Origin of the sequence: Brevibacillus sp. HB1.4B (assembly GCF_013284285.1) — a bacterium.
Classification (GTDB): Bacteria; Bacillota; Bacilli; order Brevibacillales; family Brevibacillaceae; genus Brevibacillus; species Brevibacillus porteri.
This window is the reverse complement of the sequence record NZ_JABSUT010000013.1, coordinates 93245-109893: the sequence shown is the minus strand read 5'-3', so window position 1 is coordinate 109893 and position 16649 is coordinate 93245. Positions and strand designations below refer to the sequence as shown.

At 48.7% G+C, this 16649-nt stretch carries 15 protein-coding genes and 1 pseudogene; 15 read left to right on the top strand and 1 reads right to left on the bottom strand.

The genetic code is table 11. The annotated features are described in order from the left end of the window. The first annotated feature begins 136 nt into the window (after positions 1–136). From HP398_RS26425 to HP398_RS26395, 8 genes and pseudogenes are all read left to right on the top strand, one after another. Positions 137–730, top strand: coding sequence for a winged helix-turn-helix domain-containing protein (locus HP398_RS26425; protein ID WP_173624117.1), 594 nt, complete (start codon positions 137–139; stop codon positions 728–730). After that, positions 727–984, top strand: a complete 258-nt coding sequence (locus HP398_RS26420) for a hypothetical protein (RefSeq protein WP_069851996.1) — start codon at positions 727–729, stop codon at positions 982–984. The genes HP398_RS26425 and HP398_RS26420 overlap by 4 nt, the downstream gene beginning before the upstream one ends. A gap of 35 nt (positions 985–1019) precedes the next feature. Continuing rightward, the gene (gene clpP, locus HP398_RS26415; protein ID WP_017247222.1) at positions 1020–1601 is read left to right on the top strand and encodes an ATP-dependent Clp endopeptidase proteolytic subunit ClpP; all 582 of its coding nucleotides are present in this window, start codon (positions 1020–1022) and stop codon (positions 1599–1601) included. A 16-nt stretch (positions 1602–1617) separates the two neighbouring features. After that, positions 1618–2631 (top strand): NAD-dependent epimerase/dehydratase family protein, encoded by a 1014-nt coding sequence (locus HP398_RS26410; protein ID WP_173624116.1) that lies wholly within the window; start codon positions 1618–1620, stop codon positions 2629–2631. Between the two features lie 140 nt (positions 2632–2771). Beyond that, a complete protein-coding gene (locus HP398_RS26405) occupies positions 2772–4457 on the top strand; it encodes a methyl-accepting chemotaxis protein (protein ID WP_173624115.1) in 1686 nt (561 codons plus the stop codon). Positions 4458–4748: 291 nt separating this feature from the next. Then, positions 4749–4944, top strand: a pseudogene (locus HP398_RS31050) (IS200/IS605 family element RNA-guided endonuclease TnpB); the annotation flags it as partial. Positions 4945–5101: 157 nt separating this feature from the next. Next, positions 5102–5464: a cupin domain-containing protein gene (locus HP398_RS26400; protein ID WP_173624114.1), complete on the top strand. Its 363-nt coding sequence runs from the start codon at positions 5102–5104 to the stop codon at positions 5462–5464. An 89-nt stretch (positions 5465–5553) separates the two neighbouring features. Next, positions 5554–5988 carry a metal-dependent hydrolase gene (locus HP398_RS26395; protein ID WP_173624113.1) on the top strand — a complete coding sequence of 145 codons (435 nt, stop codon included), beginning with the start codon at positions 5554–5556 and terminating at the stop codon, positions 5986–5988. Positions 5989–6122: 134 nt separating this feature from the next. Here HP398_RS26395 and HP398_RS26390 read toward each other — a convergent pair whose 3' ends face one another. After that, a complete protein-coding gene (locus tag HP398_RS26390) occupies positions 6123–7769 on the bottom strand; it encodes a DUF6583 family protein (RefSeq protein WP_026042948.1) in 1647 nt (548 codons plus the stop codon). Positions 7770–7982: 213 nt separating this feature from the next. Between HP398_RS26390 and HP398_RS26385 the strand changes: the two genes are divergently transcribed. From HP398_RS26385 to pdxR, 7 genes are all read left to right on the top strand, one after another. Further along, a complete protein-coding gene (locus HP398_RS26385) occupies positions 7983–8897 on the top strand; it encodes a LysR family transcriptional regulator (RefSeq protein WP_026042949.1) in 915 nt (304 codons plus the stop codon). A gap of 97 nt (positions 8898–8994) precedes the next feature. Further along, positions 8995–10083, top strand: a complete 1089-nt coding sequence (locus HP398_RS26380; RefSeq protein WP_254476385.1) for a DUF418 domain-containing protein — start codon at positions 8995–8997, stop codon at positions 10081–10083. 99 nt (positions 10084–10182) lie between these two features. Then, entirely contained in the window at positions 10183–11286 is a 1104-nt protein-coding gene (locus HP398_RS26375) for a citrate synthase/methylcitrate synthase (protein WP_017247230.1), read from the top strand. Between the two features lie 649 nt (positions 11287–11935). Next, positions 11936–12964: an NADH:flavin oxidoreductase/NADH oxidase gene (locus HP398_RS26370; protein ID WP_173624112.1), complete on the top strand. Its 1029-nt coding sequence runs from the start codon at positions 11936–11938 to the stop codon at positions 12962–12964. Between the two features lie 147 nt (positions 12965–13111). Continuing rightward, entirely contained in the window at positions 13112–13702 is a 591-nt protein-coding gene (locus HP398_RS26365) for a TetR/AcrR family transcriptional regulator (protein WP_026042950.1), read from the top strand. 73 nt (positions 13703–13775) lie between these two features. Then, entirely contained in the window at positions 13776–15155 is a 1380-nt protein-coding gene (locus tag HP398_RS26360; protein ID WP_173624111.1) for an MFS transporter, read from the top strand. Between the two features lie 70 nt (positions 15156–15225). Continuing rightward, a complete protein-coding gene (gene pdxR, locus HP398_RS26355; RefSeq protein WP_017247234.1) occupies positions 15226–16611 on the top strand; it encodes a MocR-like pyridoxine biosynthesis transcription factor PdxR in 1386 nt (461 codons plus the stop codon). Positions 16612–16649: the final 38 nt, after the last annotated feature.

Sequence of the window (16649 nt, the reverse complement as noted above, 5' to 3'; positions counted from 1 at the left end):
ATGAAAACCAAAAGCTCCGCAGGTCATAGCGGGGCTTTTGACGTTGTCGAAAAAAAGGCTTATCCATCATTTGACAAACAAAAACGAACGTAATAAACTATTTTTACGTAAATGATTAATGTCATGAGGTGTTGTTGTGGCGCACGAACAACTGGAAACATATGTAGTCGAGAAGCCGGAACAGGCGATGGCCTTATTGAACCCGCTCCGTGCCGAGATATTAAGCCGTTTGGCAGAGCCTGCTTCAGCAGCAGAAGTCGCACGTGGTATCAATGAAATCCCGCAGCGTGTCAATTATCACTTGAAGGCCTTGGAAAAGGTCGGATTGGTCAGACGGGTAGGAAGTCGACAAGTTCGCAATCTTGTCGAGGTACTTTATTTGGCGATTGCGCGGACGTATGTGCTCTCGGAAGGACTGAACTGGGGCAACGATACCATTCAGCAAATGAAGGATCAAGGATCGTTGTCTCATCTGGTCCAGACAGCAGAACGGATCAAGCGGGATGCCATGCTCTTGCTGGAGCGTTCCGATCAAGAGGTGGAGGTTCCGAGTGCCTCACTGAACGCGAGTATTCAGCTTGCCAGTGCGGAACAGCGCAGTGCTTTTGTAGAGGAGTACGTCCAGCTGGTGAATCAGCTTGTGGCAAAGTATCAGCCAAAAGAAAAGGGACAAGAGACGTATCAGGTCGTTCTCGCGGTTTATCCAAAACAAGGAGGAGACGAGGTATGAAGGCACAAGTGACAGAGTCTAACAAGTCCAAACCCGTAGTCATTTGGGAAAATCGTATCCAGCCACAAGCTGATCAGGTTATTGTCATGCCAGCCCGAAGCGGAAATGGGGTTGCGGTCGAAAGAGAAGCAGCTGTTCAGACATGGTCAGTAGGTCCGGCGAGTAATCCCGCAGTGGTGACGCAGGTTTCATCTGGATTTAACAAAAAATCAGTGGCAATGCCACAAGCAACCAGCATGCGTATGGCCGCGTAAAAACTCAAGCGTAAACAAGCGAAGGAGGGTTTTTCATGAATCTCATTCCGGTAGTAGTCGAGCAAACGAGTTATGGAGAGAGGTCTTATGACATTTACTCCCGGTTGTTAAAGGATCGCATCATTTTTCTCGGCAGTGCCATCGATGATCAGGTAGCCAATGCAGTGGTAGCTCAGCTGCTGTTCCTGGCAGCAGAAGACCCGAAAAAAGACATTCACCTTTATATCAATTCGCCAGGAGGCTCTGTCACAGCAGGGATGGCGATTATCGATACCATGAAATTCGTAGCACCTGAGGTGTCCACGATCTGCACGGGGATGGCAGCGTCTATGGGCGCGATGCTTCTCGTAGCAGGAGCGCCGGGCAAACGGTATGCGCTGCCTAATGCAGAAGTCATGCTCCACCAGCCGTGGGGAGGCAGTCAAGGACAGGCGAGTGATATCAAGATCGCAGCAGACCGTATCATGCGACATCGCAACATGCTGTATACGATCATCGCGGAGCGCACGGGAAAGACAGTCGAGCAAATCGAAAAAGATGCAGACCGCGACTATTTCCTTACCGCCGCAGAGGCGCTCGAATACGGCTTGATTGATAAAGTGATCGAAAAATTGTAGAGCTGGAGGTGCCGGGGTGAAGATCCTATTTTTGGGGGGAACGCGTTTTATCGGTCCACATGCAGTGAAGCGCTTGGCAGAAGCAGGTCATGAGGTTGCTGTATGTAATAGGGGGCTTTCCCTCGGCGCAGCCTCTCTTCCACAAGGTGTCGTCTCTATTACGGGAGATCGTGCCCGCCTGGGTGAATACCGGGAGACTTTTCGCTCCTTTGCACCTGATGTCGTTATTGATCTATTTCCGTACACAGAAGCAGATGCCCGCCTGCTGATAGAAACGTTTCAGGATATAGCAGGTCGTGTCGTAGCGATCAGCAGTTGTGACGTGTATCAGGCGTTCGGACGGGTGAACAAGATCGAGTCCGGTCCGATTACGACTGAGCCGCTTACGGAGCAGTCTCCACTTTGCGAGAAGCGCTATCCGTTCCGAGGGGCCAGACCAGATCGCGAATACTATGACAAGGTGCTCGTGGAGGGAGTCGTGATGGGGCAGCAGAGTCTACCGGGCACGATTTTGCGCCTGCCGATGGTGTATGGCCCGCATGATTACCAGCATCGCGTCTATCCGTACCTTCAGCAGATGCGTGATGGACGTCCGTTTATTTTGCTCGAAGAAAGCTTTGCTTCTTGGCGTTGGGCACGCAGCTACGTAGAAGACATCGCGCATGCCATTTGTCTGGTGGCTACCGACGATCGAGCAAAAAATCAGATTTACCATGTAGCAGAAGAGCAATGCTTGTCGATGCGAGCGTGGATTGAACGAATCGGCAGCGTTTACGGTTGGAATGGCAAAGTGATTACAGCGCCTTCTACTGAGTTGCCAAATGAGTGGGTTCCGCAGATCGAATCGAAGCAGCATGTTCAGCTGGATTCAGCAAAAATCAGGCGAGAGCTAGGGTATACGGAACAAGCCACCGCAGAGGAGTCTATGCGACGTACGATTGCATGGGAGCTTGACCATCCACCTGAAAACATGTTGCAAGAAAACAACTATATAATAGAGGATAAACTGCTCGCGAAGCTCGGTGTCTAGTATGTAGCAGGGAGTTTCGTGCATAGTCTGTTTGAACCGTCAGGATGGTATCTGGCGGTTTTTTGTTTGCACATCAAAGTGTTTGAAGGAAGGAGGAGCTGGGTATGAACAAGAGTAGCAAATGACGGGAGGCTCACCTTGTGAAAATCAGAACAAAAATCATCCTGGCTTTTGGTATCATATTGGCAGTCATGTTCGGTTCAGGTACGTATATGTACGTGCAAATGCTAGCAATGAAGGCATCCTATACAAAAATTATCGAAGAGGAAGAATTATTGACAGACCTGCGAGAAATGCAGTTTATCATGACGGGTCGAAATAATGACGAACGAGCCTATTTGTTAACGGGCGATGAAGAATTTCGGACGGAATTGAAGGAAAAGGCAGCAAAGGTGGACAGCCTGTTTGCTAAAATGAACAGTTCTCTTGAGTCTTCTCACCATCTTGAAGAAATGGGGGAGGCAAAGAGACTATACAACTCCTATCTGGAGTCGAGTGATAAAGTGGTAGAGGCACTGGATAAAGGATTACGTGAAGAAGCCATCTCTCATCATTTCGGTCAGGAACGGCAAGCGAGAAAAGAAATGGATTCGGTTGTGAGTGGATTGGTTGAAGAGGTGCGTAATGAAATCAAGGTAGATCAACAGGAGCTGGCGGAGAACGAAGGAATTTCGGCCATGATTCAGTTGTTTTTTAATATAGTGGGAATTCTCGTTGCGATTGTGGTTGGGGGTCTTCTGATTCGCTCGATTGTGGCACCGCTGCATCGGGTGAACAAACAGCTCCATGATATCGCTGACGGAAAAGGAGATTTGACGCAAGAGTTGACCGTCTTTTCAAAAGATGAGATTGGACAGTTGGCAGGCTCATTCAACCGGATGCTAGCCAATTTACGAGAGCTGATTTCTCAGGTTCGCGAGCATGCCCAGCAGGTTGCAGCCGCAGCTGAACAACTGACAGCGAGCTCGAAGCAAACGAGCCAAGCTACGGAACAGATCGCCATCACGATCCAGGAAATGACGGAAGGAACGGACAGGCAATCCCAAAACGTAGAGGAGAGTCAGCAGGAAGTCGAAGAAATTTCAGCAGGAATTGAAAAAATTGCAGCACGTGCGCAAAGTGTGTCTGCTGCGGCTGCAAGTACCTCAGAGCTGGCGACAGAAGGGGATCGAACCATCCAGTTGTCGGTTTCCCAGATGGACGGGATCGGAGAAACTATGGAGCATTTGACTACACTGGTAGGTGGTTTAGGAAAACGCTCCCAACAAATCGGCCAAATCGTCGAAGTCATTACGCAAATTTCAGGTCAAACGAATCTCTTGGCATTGAATGCCGCCATCGAAGCGGCGAGGGCGGGTGAGCATGGTAGGGGCTTTGCTGTCGTGGCTGATGAAGTGCGAAAGCTAGCGGAGCAAGCATCTGCATCAGCACAAGAAATTTCCCAGCTGGTAGCGTCGATCCAGATGGAGACGAACGAAGCAGTCCTCACGATGGAAAAAGGTTCTCAAGAAGTATCAGATGGGATGGGTGGCGTCGCAAGAGCAGGAGAAGCGTTCTCTCAAATTCGCGATGCAGTTGTAGGCGTGACGAATGAAATTCAAGAAGTATCGACTGCTGCACATACCCTGACAGAAAGTACAGGCAAGGTCGGACAATCGATGCAGATGATCGCCACTGTAGCACAATCGGCAGTCTCTCTCTCGGTGGGAGTCTCGTCTGCTACAGAAGAACAGCTGGCTTCCATGGAGGAAATTCACGCCTCGGCTGCATCGCTGGCGAGCCTCGCCGATGATTTGGAAAAACTGATAGGCCATTTCAAGGTATAAAGCTTCACCACAAGATACACCCCTTAGAATCGAGAGAAAGATTCTGAGGGGTGTTTTTCGTTTACGCTAATTTCCACACGATTCCTGCTCTCGACCCTGCTTTGTCAACAGGCGTATAGAATCGCATATGGTGAATCATAACAGCCGAGAATACGCCCACTGCTAAGCCTTGCCTAGCTTGGCGAAAGTGGGGGATAAATCTGCCCCGAGAGGTAAGTGCTTTGTTGCTTTTTTAGTTAAATTTCTCAATATTTTTGTAGAACATACGTTCCTGTTGTGATAAACTCCTTCTGTGGGGTTCAACTGCCACTGTTAAAAAAGGAACTGCCCTGTCCAAGAGATAGATAGCACCGTCCTTCAATCCTCCCTCCAAAACCTCGCAGATGCATTCACCCGATTTTTCAAAAAACAAAATGAAGCACCGCGTTTCAAAAGTAAGAAGAATAAAATCCAGACTTGTACGACGAAGCATGCGAATGCAAACATTACGAAGGAATCCGACTGGGGATATTTCTGCTTACCATTTTGGTCTTGTCGACTACCAAAATATATGGTTTCGGCAGTAATCGTGGGAGATGAGTCTGTCACAGCGCCTCTAGTTGCGCTATGATAAGGCTTACATGTCAAAAAGCGGAGGCGAAAGTATGAAACGATTCCGATTTGATCAGCAAGTAGGCAAAACGATTGATCGCTATAATTCCGTCCATGCGACGATTTCTCGTGTCTTGCGCACACCTGATTCAGTTTCGATTGGGTGTATCCATTTGGAGGCAGGCGGGATTGTTGGCTATCATCCGGCACCTTGTCCTCAACTCTTCCTTGTCGTGAGTGGAGAAGGCTGGGTACGCGGTGAGGGTACAGCGCGCATCCCGATCCAAAGTGGACAAGCAGCATTCTGGATCATAGGAGAAGGGCACGAATCAGGCAGTGAAACCGGAATGACGGCAATCGTGATCGAAGGAGATGGACTCGATCCGGAGAGCTTTATGTCCTTGTTGGAGACGTAGCATCCGTATGTATGAAGGTATTGGTTTGCCATTCCACCAACCGTACATAAGCTCATTAGACTATCTTAGAAAGACGGTGTGAAAGGCGAATGAATTGGAAAACACATATGGCACTTGGTGCCATCGCAGGCTACTGCGCCTATCCTTCATGGAAGGGCAGCGTCATTGGCGCGACAATGGCACTCGTACCTGATATCGATCAGGCAAATAGCAAGCTCGGAAACTTGATGGGACCTGTATCCAAAATGCTGCAAAAAGGATTCGGTCATCGAACAGTGACACACTCATGGGTAATATTGTTCCTTCCATTTCTACTATTCGGTGATTCTCCGGCCTCAATGGCAGCTCTGTGGGGGATATTGTCCCATCTGATCAGCGATATGCTGGTGGGCCGCATTCAGTTATTGTGGCCGTTACGAGTGGGATGGCTCGGTATTCGGGTGTCCAAATCGATGTATCGGACTGTGGATCGAATCGTGTTTTATGTAGCGATTGTGTATATCGTGATCAGAGGTTATCAGTAAGAAGAATGGACATTGAAAAAGGACTTCCCTTCAGGAGGTCCTTTTTCATTAGAACAAAAAAGCTGACACCGGTTTAGGACCGATGCCAGCTTGCCAGTAATGATTATGAGCAGATTCTTCTTATCACGAAACAACTAAGGCATCATGAACTGTTGCACGAGTTCAGCGTTTTCAGTCATGAATTTTTCTGCGTTTTGCATGACCTCTTGTTGTGCTTCCATCATTTGTTGGTCAGTCACAGTAGCGAAGTTGATGGAGTTGTCAGCAGTCATAGCTGGAATTTCCAGTGCTTTGCCGAATTCTGCTTTGGACTTCAGCTTGAAGCTAAAGCCTTTTGGCATATCTGGAGTAGGGTTCGAGAAGTTCACTTTTACCGTGCCATCAGAATCTACACCATTGTCCGTCTTCGTCTCGTTCACGGTAACATTACCGGTCAGAGCAACAGGGTTGGAGGAATATTCGTCTGCTGCTACGAGTGCAAAGTCATACTTTCCGGTTTTTTTCTTGTCTTGCTTGGTTGTCTCGAAAGTAGTCGAGAAGTCCAGAATTGGCTGGTCGGTTTCTTTCGCCAGGATGCTGAACTTGCCCTTTGTCTTGTCTTTTTCTTCTGTCGCTCTGTAGGTGAAGGACATTTCGCCACTTTGCAGATCAGACAGGTTGTGCAGGGAGTAACGGTAGTACGTTTCTGCACCTTTATCGTAGGAAACACTGCTGTAGACCAGCTGATCTTTTTTCTCTTTGTCATCGAACAAGAGCTTGCGGGACAAGATTTGATGGTCGCCGTCCACCAGCACGACCATTCTCAATTGATCGGTTGATTTCGTGTCGGTGTCTTGTGTGTCCTTGATGATGTCATCAAAGGCTTGCTCGTAATTTTTCTTGAATTCTTCTTTGCTAATTTCTTCTACTTTGTAGCCGCTGTCGAGCATCAGTGTAGCCACATTGTGGTAGCGACTGTAGATCAGGTCAAACAACTTTTGGTCAGCTTTTGCCTTCTCTGCGATTTGCTTCGCCAGAGCTGCGCCTTCTGCATCATTAAAAGTAATCGTGATCTCACGTGCATCTTCCTTGAGTCCTTCTTCGGAGAAAGGAACACCTTTTTTGATGCTTACCTGGCTGTCTTTGATGCTGTCAGCATACAGCACGGCATACGGAGTCATTACTGTTTTGAGTTCATCTTGATTAAAATTGATCGCTTCATACAAATCGCTATAGCTTACAATGCGTTTTGGCAGTTCTTCGCCCATCTTTTCCTTAAGAGCATCGCGATCTTTCAGGTCCATATAAGCGTATTTCGAGTAAAACTCTGGGAGCTTGAAGCCCATCACGGAATCATTCATGAAGTACTCAAGAGTAGCCAGCTTTTTATCTTGAAGGTGAACTTCCAGGTTACCTGATTGCTGATTTTTCTGTTCATCGATATTGCTTTGCATCACGAGCTTCGCTTTGCCCAGCATGTCGAGAATTTTTTGTGCTTCCGGGTCTGGGATCGTTGCATCTAGGGCAATTTCACTCACCTCAGCAGTGGAGTGAACTGGTTTTTCCAGGTATGGCTTCATGTAGTCTTGGTATTCCCCGTAAGCTTTGGATACGTCGCTGGAAAACTTCATCATGCTCTCCGCTTCCGCTTGCAGGTAAATCGTTTTAGCGCTCTTGAACAAATCGTACTTGGCATAGGCGGTACCTAATCCACCCAACACAACGACAGCCGCTGCCCCCGCGATCAACCATACTTTTTTCTTACTTTTGCGCGGTGGGTTCACGTTTGTTGCAGTTTCCATCTTTTCTCTCCCCTTTTTGCTCTCTCTTTGGTGAGTACGATGTGCGTAATGATTTTGCGCACTCGATTTTGTATTGTACCATAAGGAGGATGAAGGGGAAGGATTTCCAGTAAATTTCTTCAAAAAAGAGGAAGAAAGACCCAAATGGTTGCATTCTGCCTTCTTTTGTATGCATATAGAACAAAGAAAAAGCGACAGCAGGGGGGAGATCACGTGGATTTTCGCGTGCTGCAAACGTTTATGGTGGCGGCCACGACAGAAAATTTTCACCAGACAGCAGAAGCGTTGTTCATTGCGCAGCCTACTGTCAGCCAGCATATACGACAATTGGAAAAGGAATTGGGGATCAAGCTGTTTGAACGGGTTGGCAAACGCGTTCGGTTAACGGCTGCGGGCAAACGCTACCTGCCACATGCAAAAGGACTCCTTCAACAGTGGCATAACAGTATGGAGGATTTGCAGGCTTGGAGACAGGGCTATCGGGAAAAGCTGCAACTGGCTGTTTCACCGATTATTGCCCGTGCTCGTTTTTCTCATTTGCTGCACCGTTACACCAAGCTGTATCCCGATGTAGATATCTCGATTAAAATTGTCGACTCCGTGGAAATTGGCCCGCTGGTTCAAAATGGACAAGCTGATCTGGGCTTAACCCGGATGGTGCCGGGAGAATTCCAGTTGTCTACTTATCTTTTGTACGAAGATCCTGTCGTTTTTGCAGTCCCTCACAGTGGCGGAGATATGGAGGCGCCCTTGCCTGATTGGGAGCAAGAGGTGCAAGCGAACCGTCTGCTGACCCACAATCACCCGGGTTATTGGGATGAGGTGCTGTTGCTTTTGCGTCAGAGGGGGCTTTCCTTGCGTACGATGGCTGTTTCGCAGGTAGACATTACAAAGCGATTCATCGAGGATGGATTGGGCGTTTCCTTTTTGCCTCGGACGGCTGTCGATCGGGATTTGTTTGAAAACCGTTTTATTGAACTGCCTACACCTGGCCTTGTTTTGCCGAAGGTTGCTTCCTATTTGCTGGTGCCCAAAGCAGGGATTAGCGAGCCAGCGCAGCATTTTATAGATATCTTGCAGTCTTTGTATCCACCGATGCCACTTGTTCAGTCGGGGGGACGGACATAAAAGATAACAAGCCTGTAAGGTAGATGTAAGGTGAATCGATAGTTTTGACCAGTATATGTAACCTATACTGAACCCTGCTAGATGACAGCAGGGGGGAATGACGAATATGCAGGCTGAACCAATCGCACAGAAGGATCGGATTTATTCTATTGATATTGTAAGAGGATTGGCTTTGTTCGGGATTTTGCTGGTGAACTTGCCGGGCTTTATCATGTATTCGGAAGACGTTCGTATGCCAATAGAGGCAGGGATCGATGTATGGATTCGCTTAAGCTATGATTTATTCATTCAGACGAAATTTTTCGGGATCTTTTCGTTTCTATTTGGCTTAGGTTTTTACATTTTTATGTCACGGGCTGAACAGCGTGGACAAAAAGTATTTCGTCTCTTCAGCAGACGGTTGTTCGCGATGTTTTTCATTGGTGTGATTCACGTCATTTTGTGGTTTGGCGATATTTTGACGGTGTACGCATTGCTTGGCTTTTTCCTGATGCCTTTTTATCGAAGAAAGTCTTCTACGATTCTGGCTTGGGCAGCCAGTTTGGGCGGAGTGTACATGCTCACTCAAGGTGTGGCGCTCGTACAGACGCTCAATGGTCAAGAAGTCTATCCGTTTATCGCATCATTACAGTCGACAATGATACCGATTTTCGTGATGTTCCTGTTTGGTTTGTATGCGGGAAAACGAGGTTTGATTGCTCAAATTCGCGAGCATAAGCCGTTGTTGAAACGAATCGCTGCTACTACTCTTGTAATCAGTCTTCCGATCGCAGCAGGGATTGTTTGGGCTAGCGGTGTCGGCTTTGGTCCAAAGCTTGAACAGGTGAATAAAATATTGGTTGATCTGAGTACGCTGCCTATGGCGATGTGTTTGATAGCCAGCTTGTTTCTGTTGTTGGATCGTGAGCCGGTACGGAAGGTTCTCCAGCCATTTGCCTACACGGGACAAATGGGGTTAACGACTTATTTGGGTCAGACCGTCATCATGACCATTCTGATTCCTTTGTTCGGTATTACGGCAATGCCGCTTTCTTCTTGGTTTTTGCTTGCGCTGCCGATCTATGCGTTTCAATTACTCGTAAGCTGGCTGTGGCTGAAGCGTTTTAACCGGGGGCCGATGGAAAAGCTATGGCGCTTCCTGACGTACGGACGTAAAAAGAAGTCGATTCCAGCTCCTGCTAACTGATTGTAAAACGTGATCAAAACTACGGTTTTCTTCTATTTCCCTTCACGATTATGAATCGATTATACTGAAGAGAAAAGAGACGAAAATGGAGTGGTGATGATGACAAAACAACATCCTTTGGCTATCGGCTTGGATGGTATCGCCGTAGCAGAAACAGACCTTAGTTTGGTGGATGGGATTAATGGACTGCTGGTGTACCGCGGTCATTGGGCGCGTGATTTGGCTATCCACCACACATTTGAGGAAGTGGCACACCTGCTCTGGTTCGGACATTTGCCTAGCGAGCAGGAGTTGACTGATTTAAAAGATAAGCTCAAAGCAAACCGTGAGCTGCCGGAGCACGTAAAGGGAATCCTGAAGCTGATCCCGGCAGATGTAGATATGATGAGTGTACTGCGTACAGGTGTTTCGGCGCTGGGCAGTTCCTCGCATGGCTTCCCGCCGACCATCGATGAGGTGATTGCGCTGGCTGCCAAGATGCCGACAATCGTTGCGTATCGCTTCGCTTGTCTGGAGGGCCGCGAGCCGTTGGCACCGAATCCGGAGCTGGATCATACAGCGAACTACCTGTATATGCTCAAGGGGGAAAAGCCAAAAGCGGCACACGTACGTGCACTGGATGCGTACCTGATTTTGACGCAGGAGCATGGCATGAATGCATCCACATTCTCCGGTCGTGTTGTCAGCTCGACCGAATCCGATCTGATTTCTTCCATTACGGCAGCAATCGGCACCTTGAAAGGTCCTTTGCACGGCGGAGCGCCATCTGAAGTGACGGAGATGATCGAGGCTATCGGCACGAAGGAAAATGCAGAGCCGTGGCTGCGCAACAAGCTGGAGAGCGGCGGACGCTTGATGGGCTTCGGACACCGCGTCTATAAAACGGTTGATCCGCGAGCAACGGCTCTGCGCGTTGTTGCATCCGAGCTGTCGTCCAACGATCCGTGGTTCGATCTGGCGACACACGTAGAAAAAGTAGGCTTGCAACTGCTGGAAGAGTACAAACCAGGCCGCAAGCTGAATACAAACGTAGAGTTTTTTGCCGCAGCTGTGATGCGTGCGGTGGGCTTGGACGACAATTTGTTTACACCAACATTTGCCGTGAGCCGTGTAGTTGGTTGGAGTGCGCACATTCTGGAGCAGGCAGGCAAAAACCGCATTATTCGCCCGCAATCCAATTACATTGGCACGATGCCAGAATAATCGAGACGTGAATCATGAAAGCTATCCGTTATGCGGGTAGCTTTTTTTCGTGTTATGGATGTGGCTGCGGTGGGGAGAAGAATATTTCCAGTCTAGGCTCCAGGCTCCGTCCCACTGGGGGATTAGACTGCCCGCTCCGAAGGGATTTGCGGGGAAACGCAAAAGTGGTAGCCGCTTCGTCGCGTGGTTGCGTTTCTGTTGCCCGCAAATCCCTTCTCCGCTCGGTAGGACTCCACAAGTCGCTACGCCTGGAAATATTCTTCTCTGGCGTTACTGATGAGGTTCTTCCATCTCTTTTAAGTCATTAAAAAATCGGATCACACGGAAAGCTCGTAGAGGAAACAGGAGAAATAAGCGAAGATCTTTGGTACACCGACCGAGACGGAATGCAAAAAGCGAAACACGCTCTTAAGCGTCCACCTCTGAAAAACATCCTGAAAGAACTACTTTGGACGCGGTTTCGCTTTTTGCATGGAGGCGGGCAGTGAATCCCTCAGCGGGTGGGACAAGAATCTGAGCGTTTTCTCCTGTTTCCTCCCCACCACAACAGCCGGACAAAGCATGATATCGTCTTCACAAAGTGCAACTTGGGATTGCAGAAGATGCTTACTTTTGGCATGATAATAAAAAAAAGTAAGGAGTGGAGCAAATGGCGTTGTTGTCTACCCCGTTTCAGTTTAAAGGACTTAGCTTGAAAAATCGGATTGTCATGCCGCCGATGTGCCAATACTCTGTGGATGCACACGATGGAACACCAACGGACTGGCATTTTGTTCATTACGTTTCTCGTGCAGTAGGCGGAACAGGTCTGATTATCGTGGAAATGACCGATGTCGAGCCTGATGGCAGAATTTCCAACGGCGATTTGGGCTTATGGTCTGACGAACAGATTCCGGCGTATGGACGAATCGTCTCCGAGGTTCATAAGTATGGGGCCAAAATTGGCATTCAGATTGCTCATGCGGGCCGCAAAGCGGAAGACGCAGAAGTGCCTGTATCGGCGTCTGCGATTGCTTTCCCAGGGGCGCGCTACAAAACGCCACGGGCGTTGACGACAGAAGAAGTCAAGCAAATGGTCGTCAAGTTCCAGGACTCAGCGAAACGTGCGGTGGAAGCCGGGTTTGACACCATTGAAATCCACGGTGCGCACGGATACTTGATACATCAGTTCCACTCCCCTTTGACAAATCAGCTAGACGATGAGTACGGGCGGGATAAAGCGCTGTTTGGCGTGGAAATTATTCAGGCGATCAAAGAGGTCATGCCAGCTGACATGCCGCTGATCATGCGCGTTTCTGCCGTAGAGTACGTGGATGGTGGATATGGGCTGGATTACAGCACAGAGCTGTGCCGCCGTTACAAGGAAGCAGGCGTGGATATTTTCCATCTATCCAGCGGCGGGGAAGGACCGATTGGTTCAGCAGGCCGTCCAGGTGTTCATCCTGGCTATCAAGTACCATTGGCACGCGCAATTAAGCAGGCACTGGATGTACCAGTTATTGCAGTCGGCAATCTCGATGATCCAAAAGTGGCGGAAGCATCAATTGGCAATGGCGATACGGATTTGGTAGCAGTCGGACGCGGCATGCTGCGTGATCCTTATTGGGCACTGCATGCGATTCATGAGCTGTCGGCGGATGAGTTGCAGCCACCGAAGCAATATTCAAGAGCGTTTTAATCGAGTAAAAGAGCAAGGGGCTTTCCTTTCGACTGAATGAGTCGGAGGAGAGCCCTTTTTTACCGTGAGTCCTTGACACTTTTTTACAGTCCGTTTACTATAAATGTCAGTCAGTACTGACAATCACTTCTGGGAATGAGGATCGCAATGAGCAGCAGCAAAAGTCTTACAAGCAGCGAAAAACTGATGATAGCCGCAATCGATCTCATCGCGGAAAGAGGCTACAACGGCGTAACCACGCAAGAAATTGCCACTGTGGCAGGATTGAGCGAGAAGACGTTGTTTCGCCACTTCGGCAGCAAGCGGAATTTGCTTGAGTGCGCCTTTGACCGTTTTCATTACACGGAAGGGCTGACACAGCTTTTCGCGGAGAAGCTTGTGTGGGATTTGCGCGAGGATTTGCTTTTAATCAGCCGAACATATCACGAAATGATGAACCGCAATCGGAAAATGATTTTGATTAGTATTAAGGATGAGGCCCATTTGCCTGGATTCCGCGAGCGGACCCAAAAGCACCCGCGACAGTTGATGGTACTGTTTACAGATTACTTCAAAGAGATGGGCAAAAAGGGCAAGATGATCCAAACGAATCCGGAGGCACAGGCGACTGCCTTCATGGTCATGAATTTCGGGGCGTTTTTGAACGATCTGGATGGCACTAGCAATTTTTCAGGGGTATCTCTGGAGGCATTTATCGAAGAGAGTGTAGAGGTTTTCGCTAGGGGTTTGACTCCCTAGTTTTTTTATCACTCAAATGTCAGTCAGTACTGACAGTCAAACTACGAATAAAAAGCGAAGGGAAAGATGCGGCATGGAAGCGACAAAAACGCAGCAAAACAGGGACATATTAATCCGGATTTTGATGTTTACCTTAGTCATTTCCTCCATGAGTGTTTTGGTGTTTAACATTGCACTCCCCGAAATTAGCAAGGAGTTTGGTTTGAGCATAGCGCAGGTGAGCTGGCTATCGACCGCATATGGATTGTTATACGCGATCGGAACCGTGACGTATGGCAAGCTGGCAGATCGATACAAGCTCAAGAATTTGTTGACGTTTGGACTCTTGGTGTTTACGGCGGGTTCGTTTTTCGGTTTGGTCTCCGATTCCTTTGCGATGGCTCTTTTCGGTAGATGCTTGCAGGCAGTAGGGGCGGCTGTCATTCCGGCTACTGCGATGCTCATTCCTTTGCGATACTTCCCGCCTGAGCGCAGGGGTTCTGTTTTAGGTAGAACGGCAGTAGGATTGGCTCTTGGCGGTGCACTCGGTCCTGTGGTCGCGGCGTTAATCGTCAGCTTTGCCCATTGGCGCTGGCTGTTTTCCATACCGCTCCTGATCTTGCTTACACTGCCGTTCTACCGCAAATATTTGGAGGATGAGGAGACAGCGGCTGGTGGGAAGTTTGATTGGGTGGGCGGCTCGCTACTTGCGATCAGCGGGACGTCATTGCTTTTGGGAGTAACGAATGGATCTTGGTGGTCTGCATTGGGCAGTTTGGTTACTTTGCTCCTGTTCGTTGTACGAATTCGTTCGGTAGCTGATCCATTTGTCCAGCCGAAGGTTTTTGCCAACAAGCAGTATACAATCGGGATTCTGATGGCATTTCTCATCAATGGAATGGGGATATCGCTTTATTATCTCAGTCCGCTGCTCTTGGCTCAGGTGCAGCAGCTATCGACGAGCTGGATCGGCTTTGTGATGGTTCCCGCGGCTATCGCTTCGGCATTGCTTGGTCGCGTGGGAGGAAGGCTCGCGGACAGGCGGGGGAATGTTTTTCTGTATTTCGTTGCATCTAGCTTACTGATTGGCTGCTTTGGCTTGCTGTCTACTTTCACAAGCACCTCGGTTATCGGCATTGCGCTCTTCTTGATCCTAGGCAATGTGGGGCAGTCTTTTATGCAAATCTCGATGGCGAACTCGATCTCGAGGACGTTGACGAAGGAGCAGGCGGGAGTAGGCATGGGAATCTTTTCGATGCTGAGCTTCATTTCCATGGGGATCGCGTCTGCGGTATACAGCAAGGTTATCGATCTTGGCGCGACTACCAATTGGAACCCGGTAAATCCGTATACGAGCGGCTTCATTTACAGCAATATATATTTGATGATGGCCCTGATGCACGTGTGTCTTATGGTCTTCTACTACTTTCAGTTCGGTAGGGCCAAGAGACAGAGCCTTCTGGCGGATAGCTGACCCTTTGTTCATTCAGGCTTCATACAATATGTGGTAGACTAAAATAAAAAAGGAAGGGGGTTCCTGTTCGTTGCGAGAGCTTTCTTCCATTCGTTTTACAGAGGGAGAACCACTGTTCATCCAAATCTATCACTTTATCAAAGACGAAATATTGCATAACCAAATCACGCATGAGGAGTTTCTCCCCTCAATCAGAAGCTGTGCCCAATCACTTGCTGTCAGCAAAAACACGGTGGAAGTTGCCTATCAGCTACTAGTATCGGAAGGGTACATCAGCAGCATTCCGAAAAAAGGGTATCAGGTGACGTACAAAGCAGGACCTCCTTCTGGGCAGTACGCAGCGGAACGAGAAGACTCTCGTATACCGTCGATTCACTATGACTTTCGCTATGGCAACATCGAGCTCGGAGCCTTCCCTTTTCATCCATGGAATAAGCTGCGCAACAAGCTCATCTCCTACCATCAGCGCACGTATATGGTGGAGGGGCTGGCTCAAGGCGAATACGTATTGCGAAAGGAACTCTCGAAATTGCTGCATGAAACGAGAGGAGTCCTCGCCACGCCGGAGCAGATCATTATTGGAGCCACCCCACAACAGTTGGTATCGATTGTCGTCCAGCTTCTGGACAGAGAGAAGCATGTGATTGGCGTAGAAAATCCGGGCTATGATGGTGCGAGAAATACGTTTCTCAACGGTGGATACCGTGTACACGGCATTTCCTTGGAGGCAGACGGTGTTTCCATAGATGAGCTGAAGAGAAGCGGGGCAAGCATCATGTACGTGAGTCCTTCTCAGCAATTCATCAACAAAATGACGATGCCTTTGGAGAAAAGAAACCAATTGACCCTGTGGGCGCAATCCTTATCGCATTCTTATCTGGTAGAGGATGACTACGAATGGGAGTTCAAATATCAAGAGAGCTACATCCCTTCGATCCAGAGCCTGTCTCCCCAAAAGGTTGTTTACATTGGGCGGCTCTCCAAAGCATTGCTGCCGCTCGTAAACGTCAGCTACGTCGTCCTTCCTTACGAGCTGTTATCGCGTTTTCACCAGCGCGTGCCTGAATACGATCAGCCTGTTTCCCGCTTGGACCAGTTGACGCTAGCGACGTATTTGTCCGATGGCTATTGGCATAGACACTTGCAGCACATGCGAAAAAACTACATGGAAAAGCGAGAGGTATTTCTTCAGGCAGTCGTTCGTTACATGGACGGACGTGTGGAAATAGAAGGGAAGGATACGGGGCTGCATGTATTTTTGACCGTAAAAAGTCAGCGTACGGAAGCGGAACTCATGGAGCGTGCCTATCAAAAAGGCGTAAAAGTCTACGGAACTGCCCGATACTGGCTGCATGATACAAGGGAGCATCCGACGGTATTGTTAGGATACGGAGCATTGACCCCCGACGATATTCAGGAGGGCATTCGCTTGTTGGCTAGCGCCTGGTTTGAGTAACAGATCAGCTTTCTGTCCCACTCATCTTGAACGATCTG

What these genes read in the sequence shown, in the direction of transcription:
- HP398_RS26420 (WP_069851996.1), top strand. Translation starts at nt 727, where the DNA reads ATGAAGGCACAAGTGACAGAGTCTAACAAGTCCAAACCCGTAGTCATT.
- clpP (WP_017247222.1), top strand. Translation starts at nt 1,020, where the DNA reads ATGAATCTCATTCCGGTAGTAGTCGAGCAAACGAGTTATGGAGAGAGG.
- HP398_RS26400 (WP_173624114.1), top strand. Translation starts at nt 5,102, where the DNA reads ATGAAACGATTCCGATTTGATCAGCAAGTAGGCAAAACGATTGATCGC.
- HP398_RS26395 (WP_173624113.1), top strand. Translation starts at nt 5,554, where the DNA reads ATGAATTGGAAAACACATATGGCACTTGGTGCCATCGCAGGCTACTGC.
- HP398_RS26390 (WP_026042948.1), bottom strand. Translation starts at nt 7,769, where the DNA reads ATGGAAACTGCAACAAACGTGAACCCACCGCGCAAAAGTAAGAAAAAA.
- HP398_RS26380 (WP_254476385.1), top strand. Translation starts at nt 8,995, where the DNA reads ATGACGAATATGCAGGCTGAACCAATCGCACAGAAGGATCGGATTTAT.
- HP398_RS26375 (WP_017247230.1), top strand. Translation starts at nt 10,183, where the DNA reads ATGACAAAACAACATCCTTTGGCTATCGGCTTGGATGGTATCGCCGTA.
- HP398_RS26370 (WP_173624112.1), top strand. Translation starts at nt 11,936, where the DNA reads ATGGCGTTGTTGTCTACCCCGTTTCAGTTTAAAGGACTTAGCTTGAAA.
- HP398_RS26365 (WP_026042950.1), top strand. Translation starts at nt 13,112, where the DNA reads ATGAGCAGCAGCAAAAGTCTTACAAGCAGCGAAAAACTGATGATAGCC.
- HP398_RS26360 (WP_173624111.1), top strand. Translation starts at nt 13,776, where the DNA reads ATGGAAGCGACAAAAACGCAGCAAAACAGGGACATATTAATCCGGATT.